The 16265-nt window shown below is 66.3% G+C and carries 16 protein-coding genes; 11 read left to right on the plus strand and 5 right to left on the minus strand.

The window, feature by feature from the left end; all coding sequences use genetic code 11:
• Positions 1–37 precede the first annotated feature (37 nt).
• Positions 38–1654 (plus strand): CYTH and CHAD domain-containing protein, encoded by a 1617-nt coding sequence (locus BLR24_RS20595; RefSeq protein ID WP_093020622.1) that lies wholly within the window; start codon positions 38–40, stop codon positions 1652–1654.
• Here the strand turns inward: BLR24_RS20595 and BLR24_RS20600 are convergent.
• The 5 genes from BLR24_RS20600 to BLR24_RS20620 all read right to left on the minus strand — a co-directional run bounded on the left by BLR24_RS20600 (position 1651) and on the right by BLR24_RS20620 (position 5241).
• Positions 1651–2487 carry a DUF6216 family protein gene (locus tag BLR24_RS20600; protein ID WP_093020291.1) on the minus strand — a complete coding sequence of 279 codons (837 nt, stop codon included), beginning with the start codon at positions 2485–2487 and terminating at the stop codon, positions 1651–1653. The two genes, BLR24_RS20595 and BLR24_RS20600, sit on opposite strands and share 4 nt — an antisense overlap.
• A gap of 14 nt (positions 2488–2501) precedes the next feature.
• Positions 2502–2978, minus strand: coding sequence for an FKBP-type peptidyl-prolyl cis-trans isomerase (locus BLR24_RS20605; RefSeq protein ID WP_093020293.1), 477 nt, complete (start codon positions 2976–2978; stop codon positions 2502–2504).
• A gap of 23 nt (positions 2979–3001) precedes the next feature.
• Positions 3002–3592: a hypothetical protein gene (locus BLR24_RS20610; protein WP_175543316.1), complete on the minus strand. Its 591-nt coding sequence runs from the start codon at positions 3590–3592 to the stop codon at positions 3002–3004.
• Positions 3593–3610: 18 nt separating this feature from the next.
• Positions 3611–4174, minus strand: a complete 564-nt coding sequence (locus BLR24_RS20615; RefSeq protein WP_093020295.1) for a hypothetical protein — start codon at positions 4172–4174, stop codon at positions 3611–3613.
• Positions 4175–4296: 122 nt separating this feature from the next.
• A complete protein-coding gene (locus BLR24_RS20620) occupies positions 4297–5241 on the minus strand; it encodes a LysR family transcriptional regulator (RefSeq protein ID WP_093020297.1) in 945 nt (314 codons plus the stop codon).
• 85 nt (positions 5242–5326) lie between these two features.
• Between BLR24_RS20620 and BLR24_RS20625 the strand changes: the two genes are divergently transcribed.
• From BLR24_RS20625 to BLR24_RS20670, 10 genes are all read left to right on the plus strand, one after another.
• Complete coding sequence (locus tag BLR24_RS20625; RefSeq protein ID WP_093020299.1) at positions 5327–5713, plus strand: DoxX family protein; 387 nt, start codon at positions 5327–5329, stop codon at positions 5711–5713.
• A 46-nt stretch (positions 5714–5759) separates the two neighbouring features.
• Positions 5760–6629, plus strand: coding sequence for a pirin family protein (locus tag BLR24_RS20630; protein WP_093020301.1), 870 nt, complete (start codon positions 5760–5762; stop codon positions 6627–6629).
• A 299-nt stretch (positions 6630–6928) separates the two neighbouring features.
• Positions 6929–7720 carry a class II aldolase/adducin family protein gene (locus tag BLR24_RS20635; protein WP_093020302.1) on the plus strand — a complete coding sequence of 264 codons (792 nt, stop codon included), beginning with the start codon at positions 6929–6931 and terminating at the stop codon, positions 7718–7720.
• A 90-nt stretch (positions 7721–7810) separates the two neighbouring features.
• Positions 7811–9379, plus strand: coding sequence for an ABC transporter substrate-binding protein (locus tag BLR24_RS20640; protein WP_093020304.1), 1569 nt, complete (start codon positions 7811–7813; stop codon positions 9377–9379).
• Between the two features lie 40 nt (positions 9380–9419).
• Positions 9420–10391 carry an ABC transporter permease gene (locus BLR24_RS20645; RefSeq protein WP_093020306.1) on the plus strand — a complete coding sequence of 324 codons (972 nt, stop codon included), beginning with the start codon at positions 9420–9422 and terminating at the stop codon, positions 10389–10391.
• Positions 10388–11239 carry an ABC transporter permease gene (locus tag BLR24_RS20650; RefSeq protein WP_093020308.1) on the plus strand — a complete coding sequence of 284 codons (852 nt, stop codon included), beginning with the start codon at positions 10388–10390 and terminating at the stop codon, positions 11237–11239. The genes BLR24_RS20645 and BLR24_RS20650 overlap by 4 nt, the downstream gene beginning before the upstream one ends.
• Complete coding sequence (locus BLR24_RS20655; protein ID WP_093020310.1) at positions 11236–12894, plus strand: ABC transporter ATP-binding protein; 1659 nt, start codon at positions 11236–11238, stop codon at positions 12892–12894. The genes BLR24_RS20650 and BLR24_RS20655 overlap by 4 nt, the downstream gene beginning before the upstream one ends.
• Positions 12894–13856: a 2-hydroxyacid dehydrogenase gene (locus BLR24_RS20660; RefSeq protein WP_093020312.1), complete on the plus strand. Its 963-nt coding sequence runs from the start codon at positions 12894–12896 to the stop codon at positions 13854–13856. The genes BLR24_RS20655 and BLR24_RS20660 overlap by 1 nt, the downstream gene beginning before the upstream one ends.
• 26 nt (positions 13857–13882) lie before the next feature.
• Positions 13883–15253, plus strand: coding sequence for an aspartate aminotransferase family protein (locus BLR24_RS20665; protein WP_093020314.1), 1371 nt, complete (start codon positions 13883–13885; stop codon positions 15251–15253).
• A 49-nt stretch (positions 15254–15302) separates the two neighbouring features.
• Entirely contained in the window at positions 15303–16229 is a 927-nt protein-coding gene (locus BLR24_RS20670; RefSeq protein WP_093020316.1) for a DMT family transporter, read from the plus strand.
• The last annotated feature ends 36 nt before the right edge of the window (positions 16230–16265 follow it).

The following is a 16265-nucleotide window of genomic DNA, read 5'->3' on the forward strand; positions in this document are numbered from 1 at the left end:
TTCGGCGGCGTGTCCGGGAATGCTCGAACGGAGCATCATGGCCGCCATGGAAATCGAGTTCAAGTTTCATATTCCCGCGGGGCGCCTGAAAGCCGTCGAGGCCGCCTTGCGGCGCGGTACCGTGGTGCGCACCCGCCTGCAGGCGCGCTACTTCGACACGGCCGAGCAGGCGTTGGCCTCCCAAGGCATCGTGCTGCGGCTGCGCAAGGAAGGGCGGCGCTGGGTTCAGACCGTCAAGGCCACGGGCGGCAACGCGCTGCACCGGCTCGAGCACAACGTCGACCTGGGCGCAGCAGCGGCCGGCAGCGCAGCGCCGATGATCGACCCGCAACGCCACCAGGGCACACCCGTGGGCGACCGGCTCGCCAAGGTGCTGGCCGCAAGCGGTGCGGCGCTGGTCGAGCGCCAGTCCACCGACATCGTGCGGCTCACGCGCGACGTGCGCACCACGGGAGCCGGCGGCGCAGTGGTCGAACTGGCGCTCGACGTCGGCCAGGTCGTCGCCCACGCGGGCACGCCCGACGAGCGCGAATCGCCCGTGTGCGAGCTGGAGCTCGAACTCAAGCGCGGCGATGTGCGAGGCCTGGTCGCGCTCGCACGCCGATGGTCCCACCAGCACGGCCTGTGGTTCAGCACCGTTTCGAAGGCCGAGCGCGGCGCGCGGCTGCTGGCAAAGCTCGACGTGGTTCCGGCCATCAAAGCCGAGACGCCGCGTTTTTCCAAAGAACCCGACGGCCGTGCCATTCAGCAAGGCGTGGTCGCGTCCTGTCTCGCGCAGATGCTGCCCAACGCCAGCGAGATCGCGGCGGGCAGCACCGACGAAGAGCAGATCCACCAATTGCGCATCGGCATCCGGCGCCTGCGCACGGCGCTGCGCGAACTGGCGGGGCTCGACGAGCGTACGGAGCTTTTCAATGGCGCCGAATGGGAGCCGCCACTGGTCGAGGCCTTTCGCGCGCTTGGCGTCCTGCGCGACCGCGATCAAGTGGTCATGCTGGCGCAGCCGCAACTGCGAGACGCGGGGGCGCCGGAGTTCGATCCGCTGGTCGGCGACGATGCGGCAGCGGCCCACGCGCCCTCGCCTGGCGACGTCGTGCGCGCGCCGGCTTTTCAATCGGTACTGATTTCCCTGATCGGATTCACCGCGGCGGAAACGGCGACAGTGGAAGACGCGCCGAAAAGTGATGCCGGAGCACCCGAACAAGCCCCCTCGCCATCGGGACCGCTGGATGCCAGCGATGCGCGCCGCTATCTGCGCAAGCGCTTGCAGCGCCTGCATGGACAGGTCGCGCGCGATGGCCGGCGCTTCGAGTCGCTGAGCTCCGAAGACCAGCATCGCACGCGCAAAAGGCTCAAGCGCCTGCGCTATCTCGCCGAGTTCGCGATGCCGTTGTTCGCCGATGCGGACGATAAAGAAGAAAAATCAGCCGCCGAGCGCTACCTGAAACGCCTGCGCCCGGCGCAAGACGCGCTGGGCAAGTTCAACGACGAAGCTGTCGCACAGGCGCTCTACCGCGAGGCCACCGCGCGCGATGCGCGCGCGTGGTTCGCCGTCGGCTGGTTCAGCGCTCGCCACGCGTCGGGCGCAAAGGCCTGCCGCAAGGCGCTCGGCAAGATCGTGAAGGCGCCGCGGTTCTGGAAGAAGCGCAGCTAGCTACGCAGATCCAGGCTCAACTGAGAACCTGGAAGCGATGGATCAATGCTGCGCTTTGCCAATTTGTGAGCTGCGGCTCCAGCTGCCCATGAAAACAGGCCCATCCACGAGAGCCACAGGGCGAGCGCAATGAGCATGATCAGAGACCATCGCTGCTCGCTCAACGTCTTCTTCATGAATGCGGCCGTGCCGTCCGACTTCAGGATGTCGCAAAGGATTCCGACTTCCTGTTCACTGAACGATGTGCGCATTGCATTCGTACTCGCAGCTTGCGAACAGTCGTCGACTTTCAAGGCCGCGACGTTGAGAGGCCAAACAGCTTTCATTTGAGTCGGACTCGCCCAGAAAGACCGCTGCGTGCTCTTCAGTGTGAGAAGTGCTTGAGACGAGAAGAGGCTCATCACGCAGACGCAGCCGATCGCGGCAACGAAAAAAAGCCGGACCAGTCTCAAAGCTTGAGAAAAACGCGACGGCAGCTTGTGAACCCGGACTTGACGAAGCTCCGCATCAAAGAGCTCTCCGCACATGCTCAACGTGCGCATCTGCACTGCGTTCAGCTTCGTCCATTCAATGAGTTGATGCGCCTCTTTCAAACTGGCGACGGGCACGCCAGCAAACATGCGAAACGAGATCAGGCTGGTCTGCTCATCAACGAATGCGCGAACCTGAGGGTCGGAAATTTCCTGGTTCCCATGGACCAACCGCCACAAGCGGCTAAAGAGCACATGGCGCGACTCAGTGCGGCACACAACCCAGAGAAAAGCCGCCCCGATCAACAACGGCGCCACGACGCCGAAAACACTGGAGATGTTGGAGGCGTTCGGGAAATCCATGATCCGACTACGGATCAGTGATGGTGCCCGTGCGCCCCATGCACATGCCGATGCTCGATCTCCACCGGCAGCGCCGCGCGCACGTCCGTCACTTGGAGACTGAAGCGCAGTGCCTTGCCGGCCCATGGATGGTTGCCGTCGAGCAAAACGACCGGGCCCTTGATCTTCATCACGGTAAACAGGTGCTCGCGTCCGTCGTCGAGTCGCCCCTCCAGCTGCCCACCGACCTTCACGCCCGGCGGAAAGTCGGCCTTGGGAATGCTGCGCACCAACGACTCGTCGCGCAGGCCGAAGGCGTCTTCAGGCGCCAGGTGCAGCGTGGTCTGGAAGCCCTTTTCCTTGCCATCGAGCGCTTCCTCGATCTTGGGCAGCGTGTTCTCGTACCCGCCATGCAGATAGGCCATCGGCTCGGGGCTGGCTTCGATCAGCTTGCCCTGGGCGTCGGCGACCTTGTACTTGAGGGTGACGACGGTGTCTTTTTCGATTTTCATGCGGTGATTGTCCCGCAGCCGGTTTATCGGAGCTTCGGATTGCCTCGAATCTCAGCGCTCAGCTTCTCTGCAACATCCGTTCCGGCACGGTTGGCCGCGAGCCCGAAGTTGCTTTTGAACTCGCTGAATTCCGCATTGCCCTTGCCGTTGACACGCACGCGCGTCACTTCCTGACCGTCGGCATCCGTCACGCGGCAGACGATTTCGGTGCCGAATTGCGTAGGTGGCCAAGTGAAAGGCGACGGCGAACTCGAGGTGGTGACGATCTCCGGCGTGAACACCAGCGATGCGCCCGATTCACGAAGAGCCTTGGTGTCGGCCGCGGAGGGGACCACGACCACATCCGTGTATACCGAGCGCAACGTGTCACGCAGGGCTTTTTCGAGATCGCGGTAGGGGTAGTAGCTGACGCGGTCACCGCCACCGCCGGGGGTAATGACCTGTTTGCCGCGCTCTGCGTCCGTCATGACATAGGCGACTTTCTTCGAGGAAAGGGTCGCTTCGACGCGTTCGGGCGTCTTCTCTGCCTGAATGGCGATGGGGTGCGCGCAACCTGCGAGCACTGCGACGAAAGCGATGGCTGCCGCAACGCGGCCGATACGAAGCATGGACATGATGGATTTCCCTTTGATTTATTTGCCGATGGCTGCAACGAAGGCCGGGTCCGAATAGACATTGCGGACCAAGGTGCGCACGAGGTTCGGATATTCCGACTGGCCCTTGGGAATGGCGACCGCGCCGGCGAAGCTGGATTCAAAGCTGGTGCGCGCCTGGTAGGTCTTGCGCAGCCGCTCGGCGCCCGCACGCGTCACTGTCAGTTCGACATCCATGAGCCCCTCGCCCGTGTTGATGCCGCCGATGGCCATTTCGTTGTGCTGGATCACTGCGTCGATTCGGGTGTTCGCGTCGGGGTCATAGACCGAGATCTCCTTCAGATCGCCGATCAGCGCGTTTTCAAGGTACTTGGCAAAGCTGCCGCTCGGCGACTTGAGCCGTGCGCCCCGGAGAGTCAGGTTGTTGACCGCATGGTTCGGATCGGTCGGCTGAAACGTTGCGACAGAAGTTTTCTCAGGCCGCGTTGTCTTGAGCCGGTCCAGCGACGCGTAGTCAGAGGAATAGGAGGGCGCCATGAGCTGGGCACAACCGGTTGCAAGCAATGTGGCCGTGCAGGCCACTGCGAAGCGCAGGCGAAACATCGTGAACTCTTCCCTCTGTTATGAATGAAGAGGAATCTAGCATGTTGTTACAAACCTCTCGGTTGAGTGCGGCGCGCAATTGCCCCGCCCAGAGCACTAAACCAGCTTGACCGCCAACTAATTCACGAAATCCGACCGGCCTTCGCCCCCCGCAACATCTCCGGCAGCCCCTCCACCCCACTCAGCTTCTCCATCACCATCCCGATGAATGCCGACACCGCCAGCGGCAGGTGCTTCCGGCTCGGGTACAGCACGCTCAGCCCCTGCCCCGTGCGCTGGTATTGCGGCAGCACGCGCACGAGCCGTCCGGCTTCGAGGTCGGGCCGGGCCATGGTGGGCGGCAGCAGCGCGACGCCCAGGCCGGCGAGCGCGGCCTTGCGCAGCGCCTGCGCGGTGTTGCCGGTGAAGCGGCCCGTCACCTGTACTTCTTCTTCCTCGCCATCTGGGCCGGCCAGGCGCCACGGGGTGCGGCCGCTGGGATGAGGCGAGGTGATGCAGTCGTGGTTCGCCGCCAGGTCTTGCAAGGTGGCGGGCGCACCGTGCGCGGCAATGTACGCGGGGCTCGCGACCATGCCATCGGTCCGCACGCTCATGAGCTTGCGTCCGACATAGCCTGAGTCGGGCAGCACGCCGCCGCGGAATGCGATGTCGATCTGCTCGGCGATCAGGTCGGCCTTGGCGTCGCTGAGCACGAAATCCACGCGCACCAGCGGATGCGCGGCCAGGAAGTCGGCGACCCATTCCATCGGGAAGAAATCGAAAAAGTCGGCGGTGGCCGCCACACGCACCAGGCCGCTGGGCTCGCGGCTGCCGGTGATCAGCTCCTGCCCGGCCTCGACCAGCCCGTCGACCGCGCCCGCGCAGCGCTCATGAAAAGCCTCGCCCGCGCTGGTGAGCGTGAGCTTCCGGGTGGAGCGCTGCATCAGCCGCGTGCCCAGCTGCGCTTCCAACTGCTGGACGCGCCGGCTCACGGTGTTGGGCGGCAGGCCGAGTCGGCGCGCCGCCTCGGCAAAGCTGCCATGGCGAACCACCTGCACAAACACGGCGATGTCGTTGAGGTCCAGCATGGCAGTGATTCCTTCTTTCTGTGGACGAGTGCAATCCGATTCTGCCGTCTAGTCGATCAATGGGTGCGGTCCTAACCTTGGAGCCATGACTTCTTCAGCTTTTTCTTCTCCCACCCAGCGCCGGATCGTCTGGGGCGTTCGCATCCTTCTGGCGCTGGCTTTCGGTGCCGCCGGCACCGCCAAGCTGGCCGGCGCACCGCAGATGGTCCAGGTGTTCGAGGCCATCGGCTTCGGCCAGTGGTTCCGCTATGTGACCGGCGTGGTCGAAGTCGGCGGCGCGGTGCTGCTGCTGGTGCCGGCGACCGGTTTCCTCGGCGGCTTGCTGATGGCCGTGACCATGGTTTTCGGCGTGGCCACGCACCTGGTGCTGATTGGCGGCAACCCTGCACCGGCCATGGTGCTCGCACTGCTTTCGGCGTTCGTGACCTGGCGCCTGCGGCCCGCGACGCGGCTGGCGGCCAGAGCGGCCTGATCTCTTTCCTCTTGTTCTTCTTCTTCTATCGATTCAGGAGCATCCCATGACCACCGCCGTTGCCACTGCTGCAACCACCACCGAAGCCCGCCCCATCGTCTACCGCACGCGCGGCTCGCAGCACGGGCCGATCATCCGGCTCATGAGCCCGGGCGACCTGGGCGAATTTCTGAAGCCCTTCGTGTTTCTCGACCTGTTCGGTTTCGACACCACCGGCAGCCGCAAGGGGTTCGGCATTCACCCGCACTCGGGCATCGCCACGCTGACGTGGCTGATCGAAGGCGACACAGTGTACGAAGACACGACCGGCGAAAAAGGCGTGCTGCCGGCCGGCGGCGTCGAATGGATGCGCGCCGGCAACGGCGTGTGGCACGACGGTGCGCCCGCGCCGGACACGAAACGCGTGCAAGGCTTCCAACTCTGGGTTGCTTTGCCGGCCGCAGAAGAAAACGCGCCTGCACAAAGCATCTACCTGTCACCCTCGCAGGTACCGAGCGAAGGCCCGGCGCGCGTCCTGCTCGGTCGCTACGGCGCGGCGCAAAGCCCCATTCCGGCCCCCGCGCCCATGAACTACCTGGCCGTGCAGCTGAAAGACGGCGAGCACTGGCGCTACACGCCGCCCGCCGGCCACACGGTGGGCTGGGTCGCAGTCAACGCCGGCCAGCTCGACGCCGGTGACGACAGCGGCGAGCCGATCGCCACCGGCGAACTCGCAGTGTTCGAGGAGTCCGGCGCAGCCATCGACTTCGTGGCCCGCGGCGACACGGCCTTCGTGTTGGGCTCGGCCGTGAGGCACCCGCACGATCTGGTGATGGGCCGTTACTCGGTGCACACCAGCAAAGCGGCGCTCGAGCAGGGCGAGGCCGAGATCCGGCGCATCGGGGCGCGGTTGCGCGAGGAAGGCCGCCTGGGCTGAAGTGCATTTTTGCGGTGCACCCTGGTGCATCCGGCGCCTTCATGGCGCACGACCGCCCCATCCGACATTGCCGCCGCGCGCACCTCACCTGGTGCCCGCGGCGTTCGTTTTTGGCGCCGGCCCTTGGCCAGCGCCGTTTTCCGCCTGTCGAAACCTTTCACCGAGGGCTTACCCCATCACGCGGGCCTGCATATTGCTTAAGACTGTCGCGGGTTGACTGTCGACAGTTTGCACAGTCGATCCGATGAACCTCCAACAAGGCGCGCCGCTTTCTGCCGCGCCCGAAATAGGAACGCGACATGCAATTGCAGGCAATGGACCGCAAGGCCCCATCCGTTTCCGATGTCGAACGCCAGGTGCGTGAAGACCTGGCCGCCGCCTATCGCCTGGTGGCGCACTACGGCATGGACGACAGCATCTACACGCACATTTCCGCGCGTGTGCCGGGGGCCGAAGACCAGTTCCTCATCAACCCCTTCGGCATGCTGTTCAAGGACATCACGGCCTCGTCGCTGGTCAAGATCGATTTGGACGGCCGCATCCTCGACGATTCGCATTGGGACGTGAACCCGGCCGGCTTCACCATCCACAGCGCCGTGCACGCGACGCGCCACGACGCGGCCTGCGTGCTGCACACGCACACGGTGGCCGGCGTGGCGGTGTCGTCGCTGGCGGGCGGCCTGCAGCCGTGCAACCAGTGGGCGCTGCAGTTCTACAACCGCGTGGTCTATCACGACTTCGAAGGCATCGCGCTCGATGCCGACGAGCGCGAGCGCCTGGTGGCCGACCTGGGTCCGACCGCGCGCGCATTGATCCTGCGCAACCATGGTTTGGTCACATTGGGGCGCACCGTGTCGGAGGCCTTCATCCTGATGCTGAACCTGGAGCGCGCCTGCCGCGTGCAGGTGGCCATCGCCTCGAGCGGGCAGCCCGTGTACCCCGTGCCGCCCGAGGTCTGCGAAAAGACCGCGCAGCAGTACGAAAGCGGCGACACCGTGCGCCAGCCGGGCCAGCCCGATCCGAACGCGCGCGAATGGCGCGCGCTGCTGCAGCGCATCGATCCGCTTCCCGCCACGTCATACCGCGACTGAGCGCGAGGGCGCGCGCAGCGCCCCGTGTTCTTCCGTCCCGTCTCTCTTCGTCCCCACCCGCTCGCACAGAGCCACAAGGAGTTTTCGCACATGAAACGTCGCAACCTCATCCAGATGGGCGCCGCCTCGGCCGCCGGCCTGACGCTCGCAGGCGTTCCCTTGCACCTGCTCGCCGCGGGCAAGAAGGGCGGTGTGATCAACGCGGTGGTCCAGCCTGAGCCGCCGGGCCTCATGCTGGGCATCACGCAGAACGGCCCCACGCAGATGATCTCGGGCAACATCTACGAAGGCCTGCTGCGCTACGACGAGAAGATCAACCCGCTGCCGTCGCTGGCCACCTCGTGGACCGTCAACAAGGAAGGCACGCTCTACACCTTCAAGCTCAAGCCCGGCGTCACCTGGCACGACGGCAAGCCCTTCACCTCGGCCGACGTGGTGTTTTCGGCCGACGTGTTCCTGCGCAAGACGCATGCGCGCCTGCGCGCCAACCTTGCGTCGGTGGAAAGCATCAAGGCCCTCGACCCGCTCACGGTCGAGTTCAAGCTCAAGTACCCCTTCGGTCCGTTCATCGGCATCTTCGAGGTCGGCAGCATGCCGATGCTTCCGAAGCACATCTACGAAGGCACCGACTTCGCGACCAACCCCGCCAACGCCACGCCCATCGGCACGGGGCCGTTCAAGTTCAAGGAATGGGTCAAGGGCTCGTATATCCAGCTCGTGGCCAACGACAAGTACCACGTCAAGGACGTACCGCTGGTCGAGAGTGTGTACTTCCACGTCATTCCCGATGCCGCCTCGCGCGCGGCGGCGTTCGAGTCGGGCAAGGTCGACCTGGTGCCGGGCGGGGCGGTCGAATACTTCGACGTGCTGCGGCTGTCCAAGCTGCCGGGCGTGGCGGTCACCACCAAGGGCTGGGAATTCTTTGCGCCGCATTCATGGCTGTGGCTCAACAACCGCAAGGCGCCGATGGACAACGTCAAGTTCCGCCAGGCGGTGATGTACGCCATCGACCGCGAGGCCATGGCCAAGATCGCATGGCAGGGCTTTGCAAAGCCCGCCACCGGGCCGTTCAACAGCAACATCAAGTTCCACAGCACCGACGTTGCCAAGTACCCGCGCAACATGGCCACCGCCAAGAAGCTGCTGGAAGAAGCCGGCTACAAGGGCGAGACGCTGCGCCTGCTGCCGCTGCCCTACGGCGAGACCTGGACGCGCTCGGCCGAAATCCTGCGCCAGAACCTGGCGCAGGCCGGCATCAAGGTCGAGCTGGTGGCAACCGATGTGGCGGGCTGGAACCAGAAGCTCAATGAATGGGACTACGACCTTGCCTTTACCTACGTGTACCAGTACGGTGACCCGGCACTGGGCGTGGCGCGCAACTACACCAGCAGCAACATCGCGAAGGGCTCGCCCTTCAACAACGTCGAGGGTTACTCGAACCCGAAGGTAGACGAGTTGTTCGACGCCGGCGCCAAAGAGGCCGACCCCGAGAAGCGCAAGGCCATCTACCTGCAGGTGCAGAAGATCCTGCTCGACGAAGTGCCCGTGGCCTGGCTGCACGAGCTCAACTTTCCGACGCTGTACCGCACCAAGCTTGGCAACCTGATCACGTCCGGCATCGGACTTAACGACAGCCTCGGTACCGCAACGCTCGCATGACGGCCAGCCTGCAGCACATGCAACTCCAGAGGAGCCCCCGATGAAACGTACGCAGTTCATGCTGGGCCGCGTGATGCAGGGCCTGCTGGCGATCCTGCTGATTGCCACGGTCAACTTCATGCTGGTGCGCGCGGCGCCGGGCGATCCGGTGTCGGTGCTGGCGGGCGAGGCGGGTGCATCCGATCCGCAGTTCGTGGCGCAGCTGCGCGCGCAGTTCGGGCTCGACCAGCCGATCACGACGCAGCTTGCCACCTATGTCGGCAAGGTGGTGCAGCTCGACCTGGGCTTCTCGTACCGCCAGCAGCAGCCTGTGCTCAAGCTCATCATGGACCGGCTGCCGGCCACGCTGCTGCTCACGGGCACGGCCTTTGCGCTGTCGCTTCTGTTCGGCATCACGCTCGGGGCGCTGGCCGCGCGGCGGGCCGGCACCTGGGTCGACAGCTCGATCACCGTGGTGGCGCTCATCTTCTATGCCACGCCGCTCTACTGGCTCGCGCTGATGGCGGTGCTGGTGTTCACGGTGCAGCTCGACTGGCTGCCGGGCTTCGGCTTCAGTACCGTGGGCTCCGGCGCCACCGGCCTGGCGCTGGCCTGGGACATCGCCGGTCACCTGGTGCTGCCGGCGCTGACGCTCGCGCTCTTCTACATGGCGGTGTACGCGCGCATGACGCGCGCCGCCATGCTCGAGGTGGCGCAGATGGACTTCGTGAAGACCGCGCGCGCCAAGGGCGTGAAGCCCGGGCGCATCTTGCGCGCGCACGTGCTGCGCAATGCGTTGCTGCCGGTGGTCACGCTCGCGGGCATTCAGGCCGGCGGAATGATCGGCGGGGCGGTGCTGACCGAGACCGTGTTCGCCTGGCCCGGCATCGGCCGCCTGATGTTCGACGCGCTGCTGCAGCGCGACTACAACCTGCTGCTCGGCGCCTTCCTCGTGACTGCGGCCATGGCCGTGCTGTTCAACCTCATCACCGACCTCGTCTACACGATGGTCGATCCGCGGATAGAGCTATGACATTGCTGCAAAGTCCATTCTGGCGGCGCTTCTGCCGCAACAAGGGCGCCGTGCTCGGCATGGCGGTGCTGCTGCTGGTGGCCGTGGTGGCCATCATCGGCCCGTGGGTTGCGATCAACGATCCGTGGAACATGGTCGAGCAGCCGTTCCTGCGGCCGTGGACGGAGCCTGGCTTTGCGCTCGGCACCGATACGCTAGGGCGCGACATCCTCTCGGGCGTGATCTACGGCGCGCGCATCTCGCTCTTGATCGGGCTGGTGTCCACCGTGGTCGCCCTGCTGATCGGCGTGACGCTCGGCGCCATTGCCGGCTACTTCGGCGGCTGGATCGACGCGGCACTGATGCGTTTCACCGAGCTGTTCCAAGCCGTGCCGAGCTTCGCGCTCGCCATCGTGCTGGTGGCCATCTTCCAGCCCTCGGTCAACTCGATCGTCGTGGCCATTGCCATCGTCTCGTGGCCGCCTGTGGCGCGGCTGGTGCGCAGCGAATTTCTCACGCTGCGCCAGCGCGACTTCGTGCAGGCCGCGCTGCTCGCGGGCCAGTCGACGCCGCGCATCATCCTCACACAGATATTGCCCAACGCGATGTCGCCCATCATCGTGATGGCCTCGCTCATGACGGCCACGGCCATCCTGCTGGAGTCGAGCCTGAGCTTCCTCGGCCTGGGTGACCCGAACCAGATGAGCTGGGGCTACATGGTGGGCGCCGCGCGCACCGTGCTGCGCCAGGCCTGGTGGATGGCGCTGTTTCCCGGCCTGGCCATCGTGCTGACCGTGCTGGCGCTCAACCTCGTGGGCGAAGGCCTCAGCGACGGGCTCAACACGCGGCTCGACGGGAGGGGCAAATGAGCGCTACCGTCACACCCATGAAGACCGTGCAGCCGGTGCTCGACGTCGTCAACCTGGGCATCCGCCTGCCCAAGGGCGCGGACCGCGCGCTGGCCGTCGACGGCGCCACGCTGTCGTTGCTGCCGGGCCAGACGCTGTGCGTGGTCGGCGAATCGGGCTCGGGCAAGTCGATGATCGCCAACGCCGTGATGGGCCTGCTGCCGCGCCCGCACGTGGAGCCCGTCGCCGGGCAGATTTTGTTCGAAGGCCGCGACCTGCTGCAGCTCACCGAGCCGCAAATGCGCGAGCTGCGCGGCCGGCGCATCGGCATGGTGTTCCAGGAGCCGATGACGGCGCTGAACCCCGTAATGCGCATCGGCGAGCAGATCGGCGAAGTCTTCGATGCGCACGGCAGCGTGCCTGCGGCCGAGAAACGGCGGCGCATCCTGGCCGCGCTGGCCGACGTCGGCCTGCCGGACCCCGAGCTGCTGATCGACGCCTATCCGTTTCGGCTTTCGGGCGGCCAGCGCCAGCGCGTGATGATTGCCTGCGCGCTGGTGCTCGAGCCCTTGCTGCTCATCGCCGACGAGCCCACCACCGCGCTCGACGTGACGACGCAGGCGCAGATCCTCGCGCTGATCCGCGAGCTGCAGCAGCGCCGCGGCACGGCGGTGCTGTTCATCACGCACGACTTCGGCGTGGTGTCCGAGATTGCCGATCACGTGGTGGTGATGCAAACCGGCAAGGTGGTCGAGGCCGGGCCGGTGCGCCAGGTGCTCGATGCGCCGCAGCACCCCTACACGCGCAAGCTGATTGCGGCCATTCCCACCGGGCACGCCGAGCGCGAAACGCCTTCGGGCGAAGTTGCGCGCGTGCTGCAGGTGCAGGACCTGTGCAAGACCTACACCTCGGGCAACGGCCTCTTCAAGCGCGGCCGCTCGGTGCAGGCCGCGAAGAACGTCAGCTTCGAACTGCGCCGCGGCGAAACGCTGGGGCTGGTCGGCGAATCGGGCTCGGGCAAGTCGAGCGTGGGGCGTTGCCTGGTGGGGCTCTCGCCGTTCGACAGCGGCCGCATCCTCTTCAAGGGCTGCAGCCTGTCGCAGGGTTCGGCCTTCCGCCGCGAGGCCGCGGGCAAGATCCAGATGGTGTTCCAGGACCCGTACGCATCGCTCAACCCGCGCCACCGCGTGGGCGCGGCCATTGCGGGCGGGCCGATCGCGCAGGGCGTCGGCAAGGCCGAAGCCATGGCGCGCGCCATGGAGCTGCTGAAGCTCGTGGGCCTGGGCGCCGACGCGGCCGAGCGCTATCCGCATGAGTTCTCGGGCGGGCAGCGCCAGCGCATCGGCATTGCGCGTGCGCTGGCCATGCGGCCCGAACTGCTGGTGGCCGACGAGCCGGTGTCGGCGCTCGACGTGTCGGTGCAGGCGCAGGTGCTCGAACTCTTCGCGCAGGTGCGCGAGCAGTTCGAGCTCGCCATGGTCTTCATCACGCACGATCTGCGCGTGGCCGGCCAGATGTGCGACCACATCGCGGTGATGCAGCGCGGCGAGGTCGTCGAATACGGCGAGACGCACAAGGTGCTCGGCGATCCGAAGCACGCGTACACGCGCAAGCTGATCGAGGCCGTGCCGCGGCTGGTGTCTTCCGCGTCGCCGGCCGAGGCGCTGGTGGCGTGATGGTGCCGGACGACAAAGCCGGCACGCCGCGTGTCGCGCTGCTCAGCGCGGTGCTGGACATGGAATACCTCGCCGCAGCTTTCCGCGAGGCCCATCCGGGTATCGACCTGCGCCTGGGCGCAGAGCTCGGCGCGCTGGACGAAATCGATGCGGCCGTGTGCTGGTTTCCGCCGCATGGCCTGCTCGCGCAGATGCCGAAGCTCCGGCTCGTGCAGTCGCTGGCCGCGGGCGTCGAGCACATCACGGCCGATGCACAGCTGCCGCGCCACTTGCCGCTGTGCCGCATCGTCGATACCGGCATGGCGGCCGGCATGAAAGCCTATGTCTGCTGGGCCGTGGTGCAGCGGCACCGCGGCATGCAAGCCTACGTCGCGAGTTCGCAGGCCCGCCGGTGGGAAGAGCAGCCGGTCGTGTCGCCGCGCCACCATCGCGTCGGCATTGCCGGCCTCGGCACGCTGGGCATGGCCTGCGCCGAAGCGCTCGCTGCCATCGGCTATCGGGTGCGCGGCTGGAGCCGCAGCGCGAAGGAGGCCCTGCCGGCCGGTGTCGAGGGGTTTCACGGCGCGGCGCAACTCGACCAATTTCTTTCGGGCTGCGACACGCTGGTGTGCCTGCTGCCGCTGACCGCCGAGACGCATGGCTTTCTCGATGCCGCGCTGTTCGCAAGGCTGCCGCGCGGCGCGCACCTGATCAACGTCGGCCGCGGCGACCACCTGGTCGAGGCCGACCTGCAGCCGGCGCTCGACGCGGGCCAGCTCTCGGCGGCCACGCTCGATGCCTTTTCGCAAGAGCCGCTGCCGCCGGAGCATCCGTTCTGGGGCGATCCGCGCATCCTCGTCACGCCGCACATCGCCACGCGCACCGACAGCCTCGTGATCGCCCGCCAGACGCTCGACAACCTCGCGTCGGTGCAGCAGGGCCGGCGCCCCGCAAACCAGGTCGATCTGGCGCGCGGCTATTGAATTCCCTCCACCACGGAACCGCCTTCATGAACGCAAGCATGCATGCCGAGAACGCTGCCACCGACATCGCCGCGCATCTCCATCCCTTCACCAACCTTGCCACGCATCCGCAAGTCGGCCCGCTGGTGATCCAGCGCGGCGACGGCATCTTCGTGGAGGACGACCAGGGCCGCCGTTATCTCGAGGCGATGTCGGGCCTCTGGTGCGCTTCGCTGGGCTTCAGCAACCAGCGCCTGGCCAAGGCCGGCAGCGATGCGCTGTACGGGCTGCCGTACTACCACACGTTCAACGGCCGCTCGAACCCGGCCGCCATCGCGCTGGCCGAAAAGCTGTTGTCCATGGCACCGGTGCCGATGTCGAAAGTGTTCTTCGCCAACTCGGGTTCGGAGGCCAACGACTCCGCGGTCAAGCTGGTCTGGTACTACCACAATGCCATCGGCAAGCCCGGGAAGAAAAAGATCATCGCGCGCCGCAACGCCTACCACGGCGTCACCGTCGCGGCATCGAGCCTGAGCGGCCTGGTGCCGAACCACCGCGACTTCGACCTGCCGATCGACCGCATCCTGCATGTCGATTGCCCACACCATTTTCGCTACGCCGAGGCCGGCGAAAGCGAGGAAGACTTCGCGACGCGGCTGGCCGGCGCGCTGGAGCAGCGCATCCTCGATGAAGGCCCCGAGACGGTCGGCGCCTTCATTGCCGAACCCGTGATGGGCGCGGGCGGGGTGCTGGTGCCGCCAGCCACCTACTTCGACAAGGTCCAGAAGGTGCTCGCGAAATACGAGGTGCTGCTGATCGCCGACGAGGTGATCTGCGGCTTCGGCCGCACCGGCGAAATGTTCGGCTCCACCACCTTCGGCCTGAAACCCGACATCCTGACCGCGGCCAAGGCGCTGTCGTCGGGCTACGTGCCGATCTCGGCCGTGATGGTGAACGAGAAAGTGCATGCGGCAGTGGCGGCCAACAGCGGCAAGATCGGCACCTTCGGCCACGGCTTCACCTACTCGGGCCATCCGGTTGCCTGCGCGATTGCGCTCGAGACGCTCAAGGTCTACGAGGACGAGAACATCGTCGCGCACGTGCAGTCGCTGGCGCCGCAATTTCAGCAAGGTCTGCAGAGCCACGCTTCGCGCAAGTACGTCGGCGAGGTGCGCGGCGTCGGGCTCATCGGCGCGATCGAGCTGTATGCCGATCCGGCGAAGCGCACGCCCTTCGACCCGGCGCAGAAGGCCGGTGCGCGCCTCGCCGAACTCGCGTTGGCGCAAGGGCTCATCGTCCGCGCCATGGGCGATTCCGTCGCCTTCTGCCCGCCGCTCATCATCACGGCCGAACAGATCGACGACATGTTCGCGCGCTTCGGCCGGGCCATGGCGGTGTTCGAAGAAACCTTCGCATGAAGGCCTTCTTCATCGACAAACGGTTCATGCGAGGCTTCGAGGCCGCGCGATGAGCACCGCAGCCACTGCCCTCCCGCTGCGCCCGGTGGGCTCGAAGAGCGCCGGCGTTGCGCTGTTCTTCTGCGCACTGGTGGCCTTTGCCTCCTACGACGCATTCTGCAAATACATGCTGCAGTTCTACCCGGCGCCCTTCGTCAACGTGATGCGCTACGTCGCGGTGAGCGGCATTGCCTTTGCGATGCTGCTGCGCCACGGCGACCTGCGCATGTGGCGCACGCGGCAAAAGCCCTTGCTGCTGTTGCGCGGGCTGATGCTCGCAACGGTGGCGACCTGCTTCATGACGGCACTCATCTGGATGCCGCTGGCCGAGGCCACGGCCATCTACTTCACCGCGCCGCTCCTGATGGTGGCGCTGTCGCCCTGGCTGCTTGGCGAGCAGGTGCGCCGCAGCCGCTGGGTGGCGGTGACGGTCGGCTTCGGCGGCATGCTGCTGATCGTGCGGCCGGGCGCCGACCTGCCTTTGCTCGGCACGGTGCTGATGGCCGTGGCCGCCGTCTGCTACGCAATCTTTCAGCTGCTTACGCGGCGGCTTGCAGGCCTGGTCGCGGGGCCGGTGCAATACGCCTGGACCGCGCTGGTCTGCTTCGTCGCCACGCTGCTTCCTGCGCCCTTCTTTTTGCCCGCCCACCAGCCGCCGTGGGGCGACGTGGCGCTGCTGCTCGCGGGCGGCGCCTGCAGCGCCGCGGCGCAATGGCTGCTGCTGGCTGCCTTCGAGCGCGTCGAGGCCTCCACGCTGGCGCCGCTCAACTACTTCCAGCTGCTGCTGGCCGTGGGCTTCAGCACCTTCTGGTTCCGCAGGCCTCCCGACGCGATCGCGTTGGCCGGCATCGCACTGATCATGGCGGCCGGCATCTACCTGGCGCGCGCCGGGCGAGGGCTCAAGACCGCAGCCGCTACGCCAGACGCCATCCGGTGAAGAATCACCCCTGGCGCATCCCAATGACGAGACAAG

This window comes from Variovorax sp. OV700 (assembly GCF_900099805.1).
Classification (GTDB): Bacteria; Pseudomonadota; Gammaproteobacteria; order Burkholderiales; family Burkholderiaceae_C; genus Variovorax.